The 14,997-nt window shown below is 68.9% G+C and carries 14 protein-coding genes, 1 tRNA gene and 2 pseudogenes; 3 read left to right on the forward strand and 14 right to left on the reverse strand.

Annotation, left to right across the window (positions count from 1 at the left end; translation table 11 throughout):
- Positions 1 to 6: 6 nt before the first annotated feature.
- The gene (locus GRX66_RS09880; RefSeq protein WP_394351520.1) at positions 7 to 1,665 is read left to right on the forward strand and encodes a type II secretion system F family protein; all 1,659 of its coding nucleotides are present in this window, start codon (positions 7 to 9) and stop codon (positions 1,663 to 1,665) included.
- Positions 1,666 to 1,839: 174 nt separating this feature from the next.
- Here the strand turns inward: GRX66_RS09880 and GRX66_RS09885 are convergent.
- From GRX66_RS09885 to GRX66_RS09950, 14 genes and pseudogenes are all read right to left on the reverse strand, one after another.
- Positions 1,840 to 1,914: transfer RNA gene (locus GRX66_RS09885), tRNA-Met, on the reverse strand.
- Between the two features lie 70 nt (positions 1,915 to 1,984).
- Positions 1,985 to 2,665 carry a type 1 glutamine amidotransferase domain-containing protein gene (locus tag GRX66_RS09890; protein WP_159526412.1) on the reverse strand — a complete coding sequence of 227 codons (681 nt, stop codon included), beginning with the start codon at positions 2,663 to 2,665 and terminating at the stop codon, positions 1,985 to 1,987.
- A 152-nt stretch (positions 2,666 to 2,817) separates the two neighbouring features.
- On the reverse strand, positions 2,818 to 3,384 hold the full coding sequence (hpt, locus tag GRX66_RS09895) for a hypoxanthine/guanine phosphoribosyltransferase (protein ID WP_159526413.1): 567 nt from the start codon (positions 3,382 to 3,384) through the stop codon (positions 2,818 to 2,820).
- A gap of 57 nt (positions 3,385 to 3,441) precedes the next feature.
- Positions 3,442 to 5,218, reverse strand: a pseudogene (locus GRX66_RS09900) (Na(+)/H(+) antiporter subunit D).
- Positions 5,218 to 6,902 (reverse strand): annotated as a pseudogene (locus GRX66_RS09905) (cation:proton antiporter). The pseudogenes GRX66_RS09900 and GRX66_RS09905 overlap by 1 nt, the downstream one beginning before the upstream one ends.
- Positions 6,899 to 8,413 carry a monovalent cation/H+ antiporter subunit D family protein gene (locus GRX66_RS09910; protein WP_325064044.1) on the reverse strand — a complete coding sequence of 505 codons (1,515 nt, stop codon included), beginning with the start codon at positions 8,411 to 8,413 and terminating at the stop codon, positions 6,899 to 6,901. The pseudogene GRX66_RS09905 and the gene GRX66_RS09910 overlap by 4 nt, the downstream one beginning before the upstream one ends.
- A complete protein-coding gene (locus GRX66_RS09915) occupies positions 8,406 to 8,762 on the reverse strand; it encodes a cation:proton antiporter subunit C (RefSeq protein ID WP_159526415.1) in 357 nt (118 codons plus the stop codon). Before GRX66_RS09915 ends, GRX66_RS09910 begins: the two co-directional genes overlap by 8 nt.
- On the reverse strand, positions 8,759 to 9,238 hold the full coding sequence (locus GRX66_RS09920) for an MnhB domain-containing protein (protein ID WP_159526416.1): 480 nt from the start codon (positions 9,236 to 9,238) through the stop codon (positions 8,759 to 8,761). The genes GRX66_RS09915 and GRX66_RS09920 overlap by 4 nt, the downstream gene beginning before the upstream one ends.
- Positions 9,235 to 9,765 carry a DUF4040 domain-containing protein gene (locus GRX66_RS09925; RefSeq protein WP_159526417.1) on the reverse strand — a complete coding sequence of 177 codons (531 nt, stop codon included), beginning with the start codon at positions 9,763 to 9,765 and terminating at the stop codon, positions 9,235 to 9,237. The genes GRX66_RS09920 and GRX66_RS09925 overlap by 4 nt, the downstream gene beginning before the upstream one ends.
- Complete coding sequence (gene mnhG / locus GRX66_RS09930; protein ID WP_325064045.1) at positions 9,762 to 10,082, reverse strand: monovalent cation/H(+) antiporter subunit G; 321 nt, start codon at positions 10,080 to 10,082, stop codon at positions 9,762 to 9,764. Before mnhG ends, GRX66_RS09925 begins: the two co-directional genes overlap by 4 nt.
- On the reverse strand, positions 10,079 to 10,354 hold the full coding sequence (locus GRX66_RS09935; RefSeq protein ID WP_325064046.1) for a cation:proton antiporter: 276 nt from the start codon (positions 10,352 to 10,354) through the stop codon (positions 10,079 to 10,081). Before GRX66_RS09935 ends, mnhG begins: the two co-directional genes overlap by 4 nt.
- Positions 10,351 to 11,436, reverse strand: coding sequence for a monovalent cation/H+ antiporter subunit E (locus GRX66_RS09940; protein WP_325064047.1), 1,086 nt, complete (start codon positions 11,434 to 11,436; stop codon positions 10,351 to 10,353). The genes GRX66_RS09935 and GRX66_RS09940 overlap by 4 nt, the downstream gene beginning before the upstream one ends.
- Before the next feature lie 167 nt (positions 11,437 to 11,603).
- Positions 11,604 to 12,755: a bifunctional phosphopantothenoylcysteine decarboxylase/phosphopantothenate--cysteine ligase CoaBC gene (gene coaBC / locus GRX66_RS09945; protein WP_159526418.1), complete on the reverse strand. Its 1,152-nt coding sequence runs from the start codon at positions 12,753 to 12,755 to the stop codon at positions 11,604 to 11,606.
- 237 nt (positions 12,756 to 12,992) lie between these two features.
- A complete protein-coding gene (locus GRX66_RS09950) occupies positions 12,993 to 13,709 on the reverse strand; it encodes an NAD(P)/FAD-dependent oxidoreductase (protein ID WP_159526419.1) in 717 nt (238 codons plus the stop codon).
- A 124-nt stretch (positions 13,710 to 13,833) separates the two neighbouring features.
- Between GRX66_RS09950 and GRX66_RS09955 the strand changes: the two genes are divergently transcribed.
- Positions 13,834 to 14,325: an SRPBCC family protein gene (locus GRX66_RS09955; protein WP_325064048.1), complete on the forward strand. Its 492-nt coding sequence runs from the start codon at positions 13,834 to 13,836 to the stop codon at positions 14,323 to 14,325.
- A 178-nt stretch (positions 14,326 to 14,503) separates the two neighbouring features.
- Positions 14,504 to 14,997: Gfo/Idh/MocA family protein (locus GRX66_RS09960; protein WP_159526424.1), on the forward strand; the 494-nt coding region annotated here is incomplete at its 3' end.

The following is a 14,997-nucleotide window of genomic DNA, read 5'->3' on the forward strand; positions in this document are numbered from 1 at the left end:
GCCGACGTGTCCCCGTTCTCCTCCGACGGTCACAGCCGCTGTCGTCGTCGGTCTGCCCGCCGGCCTCGCTGCGAACGAGGGACCGTCTGGGCGGGCGGCCACTACCTCGGCTTGCTGGCGCGCGCCCGCCGCTCGGACATCGAGAGCACCCTCCCGGGCGCGGTCCGCTACCTGTCCGTGCTCGCGTCCGGCACCACGGACGAACGGGACCTGCTCTCCCGCGTCGCCGACCGACCGGCCGCGTACGGCGAAACCGCGGCCGCGTTCCGTGACGTCCTGAACACCGCCGACCTCACCGGGAGCGTCGACCGCGGACTGCGCGTGGTCGCCCGCGACACGCCCAGCAGGGAGGTGCTCGCGCCGTTCCTCCTGAAGCTCCGCGAGCACGCCGCCCAGGGACCGGACGCAGTCTCCCAGTACCTCGAACTGGAGTCCCGGATGCTCGCGAACCGCCGCGAGCGCACCCGGGAGCGCGCGGCCGGCTTCCTCGAACTGGTCGCGGAACTGTTCATCGTGTTGCTCGTGTTGCCAGCGCTGCTGGTCATCGTCGCCACCGTCTTGAGCGTGCTCGCGCCCGGGCTCGGCAAACCGGTCGCGACGCCGCTCGGGACGGCGACGGTCCGGGAACTGCTCGTGTTCGGGAGCGGCGCGTTCGTCCTCGTCGTCGGCGCGCTCGCCGCGCTGGCGCTCGGGTACTCGGTCGTCGGCGTCGCCGGCGCGTTCGTGGTCGGACTGCTCGTGCTCGTCGTCGTCGGCTTCCCCATAACAGTGAGCGTGACGGGCGTGCGGCCGACGCTCCGCGGGAGCCGAGCGGAGGCGCGCCAGTTCTACGACCACGCCGCGCCGGTCGCGATGAGCAGCCTCGGGAAGGTGTTCCAGAACCGCGTCGACCTCCTGCTGGTCGGCGCGCTCCTCACAGCGGTGGCGGCGGGCATCTACAACGTCGTCCTCGTCCTCGTCGCGATCGCGTGGATTCCGCTGCTCTCGTTCAATCAGCTGCTGCCGCCGGTTGCCTCGCGACTCTACTCCGACGGCCAGGTCGGTACGCTAAACGACGTCTACACGTCGGTTACGCGCCTCATCGTCACCAGCGTCGTCCCCATCATCGCCGTCCAGTTGGTGTTCGGCAGGGAGTTCCTCGCGCTGTTCGGCCCGGCCTACGTCCGCGGGTACGTTCCGCTGGTCGTCTACCTGGGCGGCGTGTTCGTCGGAAGCGCCGTCGGGGCCACCGGCTGGCTGCTCATGATGACCGACCACCAGTACGCCCGGATGGCCCTCGACTGGTTGCTCGCAGTCCTGAACGTCGCCCTGACGTTCCTGTTCGTCCGCGAATTCGGCCTCGCCGGCGCCGCGCTCGGCACCTCCATCGCCGTCGGTGTCCAGAACTTCCTCCAGGCGCTGTTGCTCAGACGCTTCGAGGGCCTGTGGCCGTTCGACGCGTCCTTCCTCCGCCCCATCGCCGCGGGCGTCGCCATGGCCGCCGTGATGTTCGCCGTGCAGACGTCGGTCGACAGCCGACTGACCGTCGCCATCGGGGTGGTCGCCGGGCTACTCGCGTACTCGGGAGCGCTTCGAGTGATCGGCATCGACCCACGGGACCGGCTTGTCGTCGAAGAACTGTCGAGTCGGTACCGCGCTCGCATCCGCGACGCTACACAGTTCTGAATCGGCGGGCGGATTCGCGCTCCCAGCACGCTGCTGTGACGGGTCGATTTGAACCGCCCGGTAGACGGACCTCGCTCCGCTCGGCTGGGTCCGGCAGGGTTCAATTCTACACCGACCACTGCAGTCGAAACCGGCCTCGGAGATGTACCTCCGCGGTCGGTTTCGTCGAAGAAGTAGCGGGAGGTAGATTTGAACTACCGGTCTCCGGGTTATGAGCCCGGCGGAATCTCCTGGCTATCCCATCCCGCTGCATTCCATCGTAGCCCGCTCCGTCAGTTAAGGGTTCTGTTTCGGTCGCCGTGTGGGAGTTAGTCCACACTCAGACACCGAGTTCTTCGAGCAGCGTGTCAGCGGCAGCGCTGGAGGAACCGGGGCCGCGTCCCGTGACGAGGTCGCCGTCGACAGTAACGCTGACGTCGTCGTCGAGTTCGGCGTCCCAGTTCCCGCCGGCGGCTTTGACTTCGTCCTCGACCCAGTACGGGAGCTTGCGACCGTCAGGCATGCGGTCGTGGTCGTCGACGATGCCGTCCTCCCACTCGTTCGGGAATCCGGTGACGTCGCGGCCGTCGACGAGGAAGTCCCCGTCACTAGCTCTGGTGAACGCGAGGAGTCCGGCGGCGTGACAGACGACGAGCGCCTTCCCGCTGTCGCCCTCGACCGCGTTTCGGAGGAGGCGTCGCGCGTCACGGTCCTGGTTGACGTCCCACTCCGTCCCGTGGCCGCCCGGGAAGACGACCGCGTCGTAGTCCGCGGCGTCCACTTCGGTGACGGAGACCGGGTTGTTCAGGCGTTCGTCGGTCTCGTCGACCTCGCGCACCCACGCTGCGGTCTCCTCGCCCACGTTCTCGGGGTCGACGGAGCGCTCGTCGACGACGGGCGGGCTGCCGCTGGACGTCGCGACCGTGATGTCGAAGCCCTCGCTGTCCAGCGTCGTGAGCGGTTCGACGCATTCCTCTCCCCAGTAGCCTTCCTCGCTGACGACGAATAGTGCAGCCGGCATGGACGCCAGTAGACGAGCGGGGACTAAAAAACAGCCGTCCGTCCGTCCGTAGTGCCGCTTCTCGAATCGAACGCGAGTGGCGTCCCGGCAGCCGTCAGGTGGCGGACGGAAGCGTCGCGTCGACGGCCGGATAGAATAGCGGACCCGTCGTGTCAGCCGTCGCCGTGTTCGTCGACGATGACGACTTCGCCGTCGACGACGTCGACGTTGATGAGCGTCTTCACGTCGATGCCGCTCTCCTCGAGCTCGTTCGGGCCGGTCTTCTTGATGACGGCGACGACGTCCGCGACGTCCGCGCCGATGTCGTCGAGCGCCGTGGTGATGGAGGCGAGGGTGCCGCCCGTCGAGAGGACGTCGTCGAGGACGAGCACGCGGTCGCCCTCGGTGACGTCGTTGATGTACATCTGGTTCTCGGAGTAGCCGGTCTCCTGGTGGAGCGGGACTTCGCCGGGGAGGCCGTACTCGCGCTTCCGGATGACGACCAGGGGGATGTCCGTCATCAGGGAGACGGCGGTGGAGATGTGGATGCCCATCGCGGCCGGGGTGACGATCTTGTCGACGTCTTCGAGTTGCGCCTTCCGGATGATGCGGATGACGATCTCGCGGAGGAGCGCCGGCTCCAGCATCGGGACGCCGTCGCTGATCGGGTGGACGAAGTAGTGGTACCCCTCTTTCTCGATGATGGGCGCGTCGAGAAGCGACTGCTGCAGCTTATCCATGCCGGAAGTACTTGCGCCGGCAATAAAAGCTGACGGAACCAGACTCGTCGGGGCCGCTCAGAGGATGGCCGTCACGACGACGGCGATTGCGAGCATCACGACGACGAGGAAGATGCTGGCGCTGGTGTCCGCGCGCAGCGAGACGCGGTCCTCGCCGACGACGCGGCCGCGGCGCGCCCGGCGCACGGACCACGGCGACCGAGTCCGTCGCGGCGCGGACGACGAGGCGGTCGACGGCGGCGTACAGTTCGGTGACGCCGACGACGAGCACGCGGGTCGCGCGGAACGTCAGCGGGTTGTAGACGTCGTCGACGTCGGGGACGTACTTCACGCCCGAGAGCGGGCGTTTCACGAGCGCGAACCCGACGAGGCCCGCGACGGCGAGCACGACGCCCTCGAGGATGTGGTCGACGGTGTACGTGTGGTAGACGTGGGAGACGACGGCCTCGCTGGTGACATCGAACGGGAGCACGGCGAACAGCGCGTCCGGCGCGAGACCGTAGAGCACGCACAGCGCCGCGACGGCGACCATGCCGACGGCCTGGCCCCGGTTGGCGTCCTTCACTGTGCCGTCGTAGCTGCCGTGGAAGAACGCGTAGTAACCGAACTTGATGAAGGACATGAACGTGCCGACGCCCCCGACCAGCAGCAGTATCTCCAGGCTGGTGTAGCCGGCCACCGAGAACGGGCCGTACCCGAAGTCGTAGTGGCTCGCGGAGATGACGATGCCCTTCGAGACGAACCCGTTGAACCCCGGGAAGCCGGCGATCGACAGCGCCGCGACGGTGAACGCCCCGGCGGTAATCGGCATCTCGCGTGCGAGGCCGCCGACCTTCTTGAGGCTCTCCTCGCCGGTCCGGTAGATGACGACGCCGGCGGTCATGAACAGCAGGCCCTTGTAGAGGATGTGGTTGAAGACGTGCGCGAACGCGCCGGCCTGCGCGAGCGCGGAGCCGATGCCGACGCCGGCGACCATGTACCCGACCTGGGACTGGATGTGGTACGAGAGCAGGCGGCGCATGTCGTTCTGGAACAGCGCCATGACCGCGCCGAAGACGGCCATCGCGCCGCCCATGTACGCGACGGCGACGTTGCCGTCGGCGGGGAACACGCGGTACATCCCGTAGACGCCGGTCTTCGTGGTGAACACGCAGAGGAAGACGCTGGCGGCGATGTGCGGCCGCGGGTACGTGTCCGGCAGCCACGCGTGCAGGCCGATGAACCCGACGTTCACGCCGACGCCGAGGCCCGCGAGCACGGGCGCGACGGAGCCGGCGAGGCCGACGGATTCGGGGCCGCCGGGCACGCTCCCGAACAGGAACGTCCCCGTCTCGGCGAAGTGCCAGACGATGGCCCCGAGGAACAGCGTGCCGCCGATGCCGTGCAGCACCGCGTACCGGAAGCCCGCGCGGACGGCGCGGCCGCCGTAGTGCCAGACCAGGAGGGTGCTGGTGACGGCCATCAGCTCCCAGAAGAAGACGAGCGAGAGCCAGTCGCCGCCGAAGACGGCGCCGAGGCTGGTGCCGACGTACCCGAGCGCGAACGCGGTCTGGAGGTTGTCGGCGTCGCTGGCGTACGAGTACAGCACCCCGACGGCGCCGATGAACCCGAAGATGACGCCCATCAGCGTGGAGAACGGGTCGACGTTGAACAGCACCGCGTCGAACCCGAACAGCGACACCGGGAGGTGGGCGCCCTCGGCGACGAGCCAGACGTACGGGACGACGGCCGCAGTTGCGAGCACGCCGAGCGCGTGTCCGGCCCGCCGACCGAGGAACGGCAGGACGACGGCGGCCAGCAGGACGGGCAGGAACGGCGGGACGAGGGCGTCCATCAGACCACCACCCCCATCGCGGTGGCGCCCGCGACGATTTCACGCACGACCTGCAGGAACACCGCCGTGTCCGGAACGACCCCGAGGACGACGGAGCCGGCGGCGGCGAACAGAATCGGGCCGAGCATGAACCACGTCGACTCGCTGCCGTTCGGCGCGAACCGCTCCCAGCCGACGGCGCGGCCGTGGCCGCTCCCATTGCCGTGGCCCTGCCCGTCGTCGTGGCCCGCAGTAGCGGCCTCCTCGTGGCCGCCGTCGGCGCGCGCTTCGCGCCCGAAGTAGCCGCCGAGGTTCGCTTCGACGAGCGGTTTCTCGTCGGACCGCTCGGGCGTCTCGAAGAACGCGGTGTAGACGACGGGCCAGAAGTACGCGATGTTGAGGATGCCGGAGACGAGTAGCGCGACGGTGAACAGGACGTAGCCGCTGGAGACGGTGCCGATGAGCAGGAAGTACTTGCTCACGAACCCGGCGACCAGCGGGATGCCCGCCATGCCGGCTGCGGCGACTGCGAACGCGCCCATCGTGAGGGGCATGCGCTTGCCGATGCCGGCCATGTTCGAGATGTCGTCGGTGTGAGTCTCGACGTGGACGCGCCCGCGCAGAAGAACAGGGTGAGCTTCATGAACGCGTGCGCGGGAATGTGCAGGAGGCCGCCGATGAGCGCCCACTTCGCGGCGTCCCCGGTACCGAGCGCGGCGGCGCCGCCGACGGCGATACCGAGCACGATGTAGGATAGCTGGCTGACGGTGGAGAACGCCAGTCTGCGCTTGAGGTTGTCCTGGCGGAGCGCGATGACGCTCGCGGTCAGGAGGGTGAACGCGGCGACCGCTGCGAGCACACCGCCGACGCCGAGTTCAGCGACGAGGTCGATGCCGAAGACGTCCAGGAGGACGCGCGCGACCCCGAACACGCCGCTCTTGACGACGGCGACTGCGTGCAGGAGGCCCGAGACGGGCGTCGGCGCGACCATCGCGTCCGGGAGCCAGGAGTGCAGCGGCATGAGTGCGGCCTTCACGCCGAAGCCGGTGACGAGCAGCGCGAACGCGACGCGAGCGAGCGTCGGATCCGAGTTCGCGAGGCCAGCGATGCCGCCGGCGGTGAACGCCGTCGTGCCCGCGAGGTGGACGACCAGCAGTGTCCCGCCGAGGACGGCGACGCCGCCGCCGAACGTGTACGCGAGGTACTTGCGGCCGGCGGCGCGCGCCTCGTCGGTCTCGTCGTGGGCGACCAGCGGGTACGTCGCGACCGTCAGGAGTTCGTAGAACAGGTAGAGGACGACGAGGTTCGACGCGAACGCGACGCCCACGGCCGAGGAGACGCTGCCCGCGAACGCCGCGAAGTACCGCGTCTGGCTGTGTTCGTCGAGGCCGCGCATGTAGCCGATGCTGTAGAAGCTCGTGACCAGCCACAGCGTGCTCGCGACGAGTGCGAACAGCAGGCCGAGGGCGTCCGCGCGCAGCGTGAGGTCGATGTACGGCACGAACGGCCCCAGTTTCGTCACGTAGACGTCGCCGCGGAGCGCGGCGGGCACCATGCTCGCGACGAGGCCGAGTTTGCAGACGGCGGCGAGCACGGTCCACCCTTCCCGGAGGTTCGGGCGGCGGTAGGACGCCAGAATCGGCACGACGGCGACTGCCGACACGAGCACTGCAGCGAGCGGCCGGAGTGAAGTGATGTCAGTCATGAGAGGAGTGCCTCGATTGTGGACTGCAGAACGTCTCCATATCCGAACACGGCGAACCCGAGCGCGACTGCGAGGACGGCAGCGGCGACGACTGCGGCGTACATGCCGAGCGACGCGCTACCGGGGTCACTGCCGCCCAGGTCGCCGCCGTCCGGGAGCGCGCCGTCGGCCCGCTCGACGGCGGGTTCGAGGTCCGCGGTCGGTTCGCGGAAGAACATGCGTTCGACGAGGCGCGCGAAGTACGCCAGCGTCAGCAGCGTGCTCCCGACGATGACCGCGAGCAGCGTCCACGACCCGGCTTCGGCCGCGCCGACGGCGATATACCACTTGCCGGCGAAGCCGATAGTCGGCGGGACGCCCACCATCGCGACGGCGAGCACGCCGAAGACCCCCGCGCCGACGGGGGACCGTTTGACGAGCCCCTCGTACTCGTCGACGCTCCGGGCGCCCGTTTCGGTGGCGACCAGGCCCGCGGTCAGGAACAGGCCGCCCTTCATGATGGCGTGGCCGACGAGGTGGACGGCCGCGCCGGTCAGCGCCGTCACGTTTCCGATGGAGATGGCGGCGACGATGAGACCGAACTGCGACACCGAGGAGTACGCCAGCATGCGCTTGACCTCGGACTGCGAGACGGCCAGCAGGCTGCCGAGCAGGATGCTGATGATTGCGCCGCCGACCAGGAGGGCGTGCGCGAACGGGTTCGCGTCCAGGAACGCGGTTCCGAAGACCGTGAACACGACCCGCAACAGCGCGTACGCCGCGACCGTCGACACGAGCGCGGAGATGAGGCCGCTGACCGTGTCGGGGGCGCCCGCGTACGCGTCCGGCTGCCAGGTGTGCAGCGGGAACACGGCGACCTTGATGAACAGGCCGACGACGATGAGCGCGAACGCAGTCTGCGTGAGCGTCGCGGTGTAGCCGTTCGCCGCGAGTTTCACCGCGAGGTCGGCCATGTTCAGCGTCCCCGTGTCGATGTACGCGTACCCGACGCCGAGCAGGAACAGCGACGCGCCGACGGTGCCGACGAGGAGATACTTCAGCGCGGCGACGGCCGACCGACCGCGGTCCCCGCTGGCGACGAGCGCGTACGCCGACAGCCCCGTGATCTCGAGGAAGACGTACATGTTGAACAGGTCCGCGGTGACGCTCATCCCGGTGAGGCCGGCGACCAGCAGCATGAACACCGCGTAGAACGGGTTCGAGCGCGGGCCGGCGCGGCGGGCGTACGCGAGCACGCCCAGGGACACAGCTGCGATCAACACGAGCATCGTCCCAGTGAGGCCGTCTACGACCAGTTCGATGCCGTACGGCGCTTCGAAGCCGCCGACGACGTACGTAATTGTGCCCTCGCCGAACGCCCGGACTGCGAGTGTGACGGTGACGGCGAGCTGCGCGGCGGTCGCGGCAACGGCGACCGGCCACCCGCTCTTCGAGCGCACGAGCGCCGCGAGGAACGCGACCAGCGACCCGAAGATCGGGAGTGCGACGACGAGCGCGGCGAGGTCACTCACTGCCACGCACCTCCTGGAGCGTCTCCTCGTCGAGGGTCCCGTACTCCGCGTAGATGCGGACGACCATCCCGAGGGCCACCGCCGTCAGCGCGACGCCGACGACGATAGCGGTGAGGATGAGGACGTGCGGCAGTGGACTGACGTGTGGCGCGTCCATCGTCAGGACGGGCGGGTTCCCGCCTTCGACGTACGCCGCCGCGATGAAGAACAGGAAGATTCCGGTCTGGAAGATGTTCATGCCGATGACTTTCTTCACGAGGTTCCGGGATGCGATCATCACGTACGTCCCGATGCCCAGCAGCAGGAACGTCGCGACGTAGTAGTCCCGGGAGACGAGCAGGTCCATCATTCTGAATCACCGTCGTTCTTGCCGGCGTCGATGGCGAAGAACAGCCCCGTGATGGTGCTGGCCACGATGACGCCGATGAACAGTTCGACCGCTTCGATGCCGTACTTCGTGGCGTGGTAGATACCGAGTTCCGTCTCGATGACGTGGTACTCGAGGAAGCCGCCCCCGAGCGCGACGGTGCCCACGCCGATCGCGAGGAACGCGGCGACGCCGACCGACAGGATGGCGACGAGCGCGGACTCGCCGACCCACTCGCGGAGCGGATCGATGCCGAACGCGATCCCCAACATGAGCATTACGGTGGCGACGATGACGCCGCCCTGGAAGCCGCCGCCGGGGGAGTCCGCGCCGTGGAACATGATGAACAGCCCGAACGTGAACACGAACGGCGACACGATTCGGACTGTCGCCATGATGATCGGGCTCTCGACGTAGTTGCGGACTTCGCCGATGGTCTCTGGGGAGGACTCGCTCATGCGAACACCTCCTTGCCGAGGACGACCAGCAGGCCGACGCCCGCCGAGTAGACGACGACCGCTTCGCCGAGCGTGTCGAACCCGCGGTACGCCGCGAGCACGGCCGTGACCGCGTTCTTCACTTCGACCTCCGAGTACGCGTTCTCGAGGTAGTACGTCGTCACCTCGGAGGTGAGGACCGCCGTGTCCGGGCTCCCGATTTCGGGCAGCGCGCCGAGCGTCGTCAACAGCACCCCGACGAGCAGCACCGAGACGCCGAGCGCCGGCCAGTCGAGGCGTTCGATCACGCGTTCGCCCGATGGCCGCACGGTCTTCGCGATGGTCAACAGGAACAAGACGGTGGTGACGCCGGCGCCGACAGCGGCCTCCGTGAGGCCGACGTCGGGCGCCTGCAGGACCACCCAGACGACTGCGATGCCGAGGCTGTACGTCGCGAACGCGATGATGGCGCCGAGCACGTCACGGAGGACGGCGGTGGCGAGCGCGGCCCCGAGGACGAACGCCAGCAGCGGCAGTTCGACGTTCATTCCGACTCACCCTCCTCGTCGACGGTCCACGGGTCGATTCCCTGGTCGGCAGCGGCGCGAGCAATCGCGTGGGCCGCGGTCGGATTCGTGAGGAACATGAACAGGATGAGCAGGGCCGCCTTCACCGTGGAGATCTCCGCGCCGAAGGTGAGCGCGACCGCTGCCAGCGCCAGGCCGGCGCCGAGCGTGTCGCTTTTCGACGCGCCGTGCGTGCGGGTGTAGATGTCCGGCAACCGCAGGAGCGCGACGGCGGCGACGAGCGCGAAGAACGCGCCCCCGGCCACGAGCACTGCGACCGCGATCTCCTGAGGCGTCACAGCACACCACCCCGTTCGACGGTGAACTTCGAGATGGCGATGCTCATCAGGAAGTTCAACAGCGCGTACACGATGGCGATGTCCAGCGCCGCCCGGTTCCCCGTCGCCGCCGCGACGAGCGCGAGGACGACGACGATGTTGGTGCCGATGGCGTTCACCGCGATGACGCGGTCCTGCATCGTCGGTCCGCGGACCACGCGGAAGACGATGACCAGCGACACCAGGATGAACGCGCCAGCACCCGTTAGCAGGATGTCGGGGACGAGGCTCACGCGTTCTCGCCCTCCGTGACGGCGGCTTCCTCGGTGGGCGCAGTCTCTTCGGCCGAGGTGCGCTCTTCGCCGGTGCGTGCGCCGCGCTCGCGGGGCGTCGCGATACGGGCGGCGCTGCGCCCGTAGAACACGAACCTGACCGCGCGTTCGAGACCGCCGTCCAGCAGGTCCTCGCGGGCGCTGCGCGTGAGACTGTGCACCGTGAAGTGGCGCTGGGAGACGTCGACGGTGAGCGTCCCCGGCGTCAGGGTGATGCTGTTCGCGAGCGTCGTGGCCGGCATCTCCGACCAGACCGCGGCGTCGAACTCCACCACCCGCGGGTCGATGGGGAGCCGCGGGTGGAGGACGACGTACGCGATGTGGAAGTTCGCCTTCACGATCTCCCACAGCAGGAACGGGACGTACAGCGTCATGCGAGCGAGCCGCCACGCGAGGCTTGTCAGGTCCACTTCCCCGCGGGTCGTGATGCGCCACAACAGGCCGGCGACGATGGTGGCGCTGACCGCGCCCGTCGCGAGGTCGAACGTCGACAGCGTGCCGCCGACCACCAGGTAGAACGCGTACGTCGAGCAGAACAACACGACGAACTGCCCGAGGCCCGCGGGCCGAGTCAGCGGATTCCGTCGCGTCGGCCGTTCGACCGGTGCGAGGTCGACGTCCAGGCCCGCCGAGGACAGTTCCCGCTCCAGCGGCGGGAGCAGCGGCGCCATCCCCTGGGGGTTGAACTCGGGGTCCAGAACCACCGTCTCGATGCCGCGCTCGGCGGCGTACTCCGTGATGACGTCGGCGTAGTCGCCTGGGTTGAAGAGGTACTCCGCGCTGCCGATGAGAGCGGTTTCGACCGCTACCTGGTCGGCGTCGTCGCCCAGGTCCTCCTCGACCCAGACCTCGATGCGGGCGAGCAGTTCTTCGGCGTCCGCTGCGGCCGTAGTCTCCTCGCCGGCGTCGAGGCGCTCCGAGAGCGGGTAGACGAAGTGCAGCGTCGGCCGGCCGGGTGCGTCGCGACCCCGGTTCGCAACGTGCGCGACCGTCTTCCGGAGGGTCACCGAGTCGTCGACCGGGACCAGCAGGTCGCCGCCCATCAGGTCACCTCCGGGAGTTCGGGCCACCGGGCCGACGGCGGCCGCGTAGCTGGCGTCATTTTCGTGTTCGGCGAGTGGGTGTGGCGTATGATGATACCTTCGGTTTCACCCGCGATTCAGTGGCGGCGAACGGGCGTAGAAGGGAGCACTACTGCCGTGGCGCGCGTTCAAATCGCGTCCGCGAGCTCGTCCGCGACGCGGTGGCCGAGTGCGCGCTTGCTACCCGCGAACTCGGAGACGTCGTCCCGAGTCACGAACAACACCCGGGTCTCCTCGTCGCCCATGACGCTGGCGTCGTTGGCGACGACGAACGAGAGATCCACGCGCTCCAGCACGTCGCGTGCGACGTCGACCATCGCGTCGTCCGACCCCGCGGTCTCGGCTTTGAATCCGACGATGGGGAGCGCTGGGTGGCGGTCGCGGACAGAGTCGATGAGTTTCGGCGTGGGCTCCAGGTCCAGGGTACGGTCCTCGCCGGAGCGGAGCTTCTCGTCGCTGGCCTCGACGGTGTAGTCGCTGATCGCTGCCGCCGACACGAGCGCATCGGCCGACTCGCAGGCGTCCAGCGTCGCCGCGAGCATGTCCTCGGCCGTCTCCACGCGCTCGGTGTCGGCGTACGGTACGTCGCCGCCCTGGTGAACGAGCGTCACGTCCGCCCCCTGGACGTAGCACGCTGCGGCGATGGCGCGTCCGGTTCGTCCCGACGACCGGTTCGTGAGCACGCGCACTGGGTCGATGGGTTCACTGGTCGCACCGCTAGTCACGACGACGTGGTCGCCGGCCATCAGTTGCTCGCCCGCTGCCCGCGCAGTCTCGACCACGATTGCCTCCTCGCTGGCGATTTTGGCTTTCCCCTCCTCGACGCGCGGGTCGACGAACTGGACGCCCCAGGATTCGACCGTGTCGATTGCGTCCAGTACGCCGGGATGGTCGTACATCGGTTCGTGCATGGCGGGCGCGACGACGACCGGCACGCCGGCGCCGAGCGCCGTGGTCGCGCACGTCGTCACTGGCGTGTCGTCGATGGCGCCCGCCACCTTGCCGACGGTGTTCGCGGTCGCCGGCGCAATCAGGAAGACGTCCGCCCAGCCCGTCGTCCCGCAGAGGTCGACGTGCTCGACGCCGCCAGTGATTTCGGTGACCACGGGGTTGTCGGTCGCAAACTCGACCGCCCAGGGGTGGACGATGCGCTGCGCGCTGTCGGTCATCACGGCTCGGACGTCGGCACCGCGGCGGCGGAGTTCGTGGGCGAGTTCCACGACTTTCACCGCGGCGATGCTGCCCGTGACGCCGACGGCGACGTTCACTCCGGAGAGCATTCGTGCGGTCGTCGGTCCGGTAGCGACTTAAATCGGGGCGGTCGGAGTCGCGGATGCGGGTCTGTCGGGACCACGGATGCAGGTCCGGCGAAACCGGTGATTCGGGGCTGGCAGGCGACCCGGCGGTCGAGCGGGGGTTCGGAGCGCCCGGCAGTGGGTCGCGCGTTCGCGGGCTGCCGGGCGTCGACGGTTACGTCACGCCCCGGGTTGGTCCCGCCGTCCTACAAGACGGTTCGGTCAGTCGTCGACGCTCGGATGCTGTGTCGGCGAGTCGGCGGGCGAGAGCGCCCGCAGCGCGGACAGGCTCTCGCGTTCTCGCTCCCGGCGCTCGGTCTCCTCGATTTCTTCGCAGCCCGGCGGCAGCTCGCGGCCCCGACCCGTGAAGTAGCCGTCTGGCGCTACCCAGTCGTGGTAGTACGCGACGTCGCTGTCGTCGACGACTGTAAGGCCCGCGGTGGCGCCGTGGCCCGCCGCGACGACGGCCTGGTGGTACTGGCGAGCGAGCCGCCCAGCGGCGTACAGCCCCTCGACGTCCGTGCGCGCAAACTCGTCGGTCGAGAGCATCGTCTTCGAACCGCGGTCGATGCGCTCCAGTTCGAACGCCTCGAGGTACGAAGAGTCCGGCCACGACGCCGCGACGACGAAATCCGCCGCCCCGCTGGCTCCTGCGTCGGTATCGACCACGAATCTGCCGTCGTTGTCCCGCTCGACGTGTTCGACGCGCGCGTCGACGAACTCGACGCCCGCCCGGTCGGCCTGTTCGCGGGTGTTCTCGAGGAACGTCCGGGCGTTCACGCCCGCGGGGAACCCGGGGACGTTCTCCAGGTGGGCGTTCCGCGCGAGAATCGGCTCTCCGGCGTCGTAGACTGTCGTCTGTAGGCCTGCACGGGCGGTGTAGATGGCGGCGGTCAGGCCCGCTGGCCCGCCCCCAACGACGGCAACTCGCTGTGTCATGCGCGTCGGTTCGTGCTGGACGGACACAAAGACCGCGGTCCGATGCCGACTGAATCGACGAGTGTGGGCCGACGGTGAACGGCGCCGCGGCAGGCCTTTTCCCGCTCTGGCCCGAACACGGCACGTGAACACCGTCGAGGTGAGTACGGACGTCCGGGTGCCACCAGCTGAGGCGTACGCGTTCCTCGCGGACTTCCCGGGGTACGCGAACTACTCGGCGTACCTTCAGTCGGTCCACCAGCGCGGGGACGGCGGACCCGGCACGACCTACGAGTTGACGTTCGCGTGGTGGAAACTCGCGCACACGATCACGTCCCGCGTCACCGACACCGACCCGCCGAATCGAATCGCCTGGGAGGTGGTCGGGAGTCTGAACGCACACGGTCGCTGGGAAGTCGAGGAGACGCCCGAGGGGTCGCGAGTCTCTCTCGTGGTGACCTACGACGCGGGGAGCGCACGCGGCGTCCTGAACCTGCCGCCGCTCGTGTCCCTGGACTGGGTGGTCGAGCGCGTCGTCGACCTCGTCGTCGAAGAGGGCGAGCGCGTCGTCGAGCGCGTCGTCGCTGACCTCGAGGGCGAGCGGCGGTCGGTCGACCTGGCCGTCGAGACGCGGTAACCCCGGCGGCGTGCGCCCGCCCCGTAAACACTTACTGAGTGTCGAGTGAACGAGTAGTCGTGACTGTACGAGCCGATGCGCAAGCCGTGAGTGGTGCAGTGGGTGGTGCAGTAGGTGGGGGGCGAGAGTAGTCGTGACCGACGACGCGCTCTCCGTCGGCGTGCTCGGGTACGGGTTCATGGGCGACGCGCACGCGAACGCGCTCCGGACGCTCCCGACGTTCTTTGCGGACGCGCCGGCGGTGTCCCTGGACGTGCTCGTAGGCCGCGACGAGGCCGCCGTCAGCGACGCCGCTGACCGCCTGGGGTTCGACAGCGTCGCGACCGACTGGCGGGAGGTCGTCGACGAGGCGGACGTCTTCTACAACCTCGGTCCGAACAGCGTGCACGTCGACCCGACGATTGCCGCTCTCGAGGCGGACACGCACGTGCTCTGCGAGAAACCACTGGCACCGACGCTCGACGGCGCCCAGCGGATGGCCGACGCAGCGGCGTCCAGCGACGCTCACGCGGGAATCGGGTTCAACTACCGGTTCGTGCCCGCCGTCCGGTACGCGAAGCGACTCGTCGACGCCGGCGCGCTCGGCGACATCCGCCACGCGCGGTTCCGCTACCTCCAGGACTGGCTCGTCGACGCGGACGCACCGTGGTCGTGGCGCCTGGACGATCGACG

This window comes from Halobacterium bonnevillei (assembly GCF_009831555.1).
In the GTDB taxonomy this organism is placed as follows: Archaea; Halobacteriota; Halobacteria; order Halobacteriales; family Halobacteriaceae; genus Halobacterium; species Halobacterium bonnevillei.

Coding starts and splice junctions, on each gene's coding strand:
- GRX66_RS09890 (WP_159526412.1), bottom strand. CDS start 2,665: ATGCCGGCTGCACTATTCGTCGTCAGCGAGGAAGGCTACTGGGGAGAG.
- hpt (WP_159526413.1), bottom strand. CDS start 3,384: ATGGATAAGCTGCAGCAGTCGCTTCTCGACGCGCCCATCATCGAGAAA.
- GRX66_RS09915 (WP_159526415.1), bottom strand. CDS start 8,762: ATGATGGACCTGCTCGTCTCCCGGGACTACTACGTCGCGACGTTCCTG.
- GRX66_RS09920 (WP_159526416.1), bottom strand. CDS start 9,238: ATGAGCGAGTCCTCCCCAGAGACCATCGGCGAAGTCCGCAACTACGTC.
- GRX66_RS09925 (WP_159526417.1), bottom strand. CDS start 9,765: ATGAACGTCGAACTGCCGCTGCTGGCGTTCGTCCTCGGGGCCGCGCTC.
- GRX66_RS09940 (WP_325064047.1), bottom strand. CDS start 11,436: ATGGGCGGCGACCTGCTGGTCCCGGTCGACGACTCGGTGACCCTCCGG.
- coaBC (WP_159526418.1), bottom strand. CDS start 12,755: ATGCTCTCCGGAGTGAACGTCGCCGTCGGCGTCACGGGCAGCATCGCC.
- GRX66_RS09950 (WP_159526419.1), bottom strand. CDS start 13,709: ATGACACAGCGAGTTGCCGTCGTTGGGGGCGGGCCAGCGGGCCTGACC.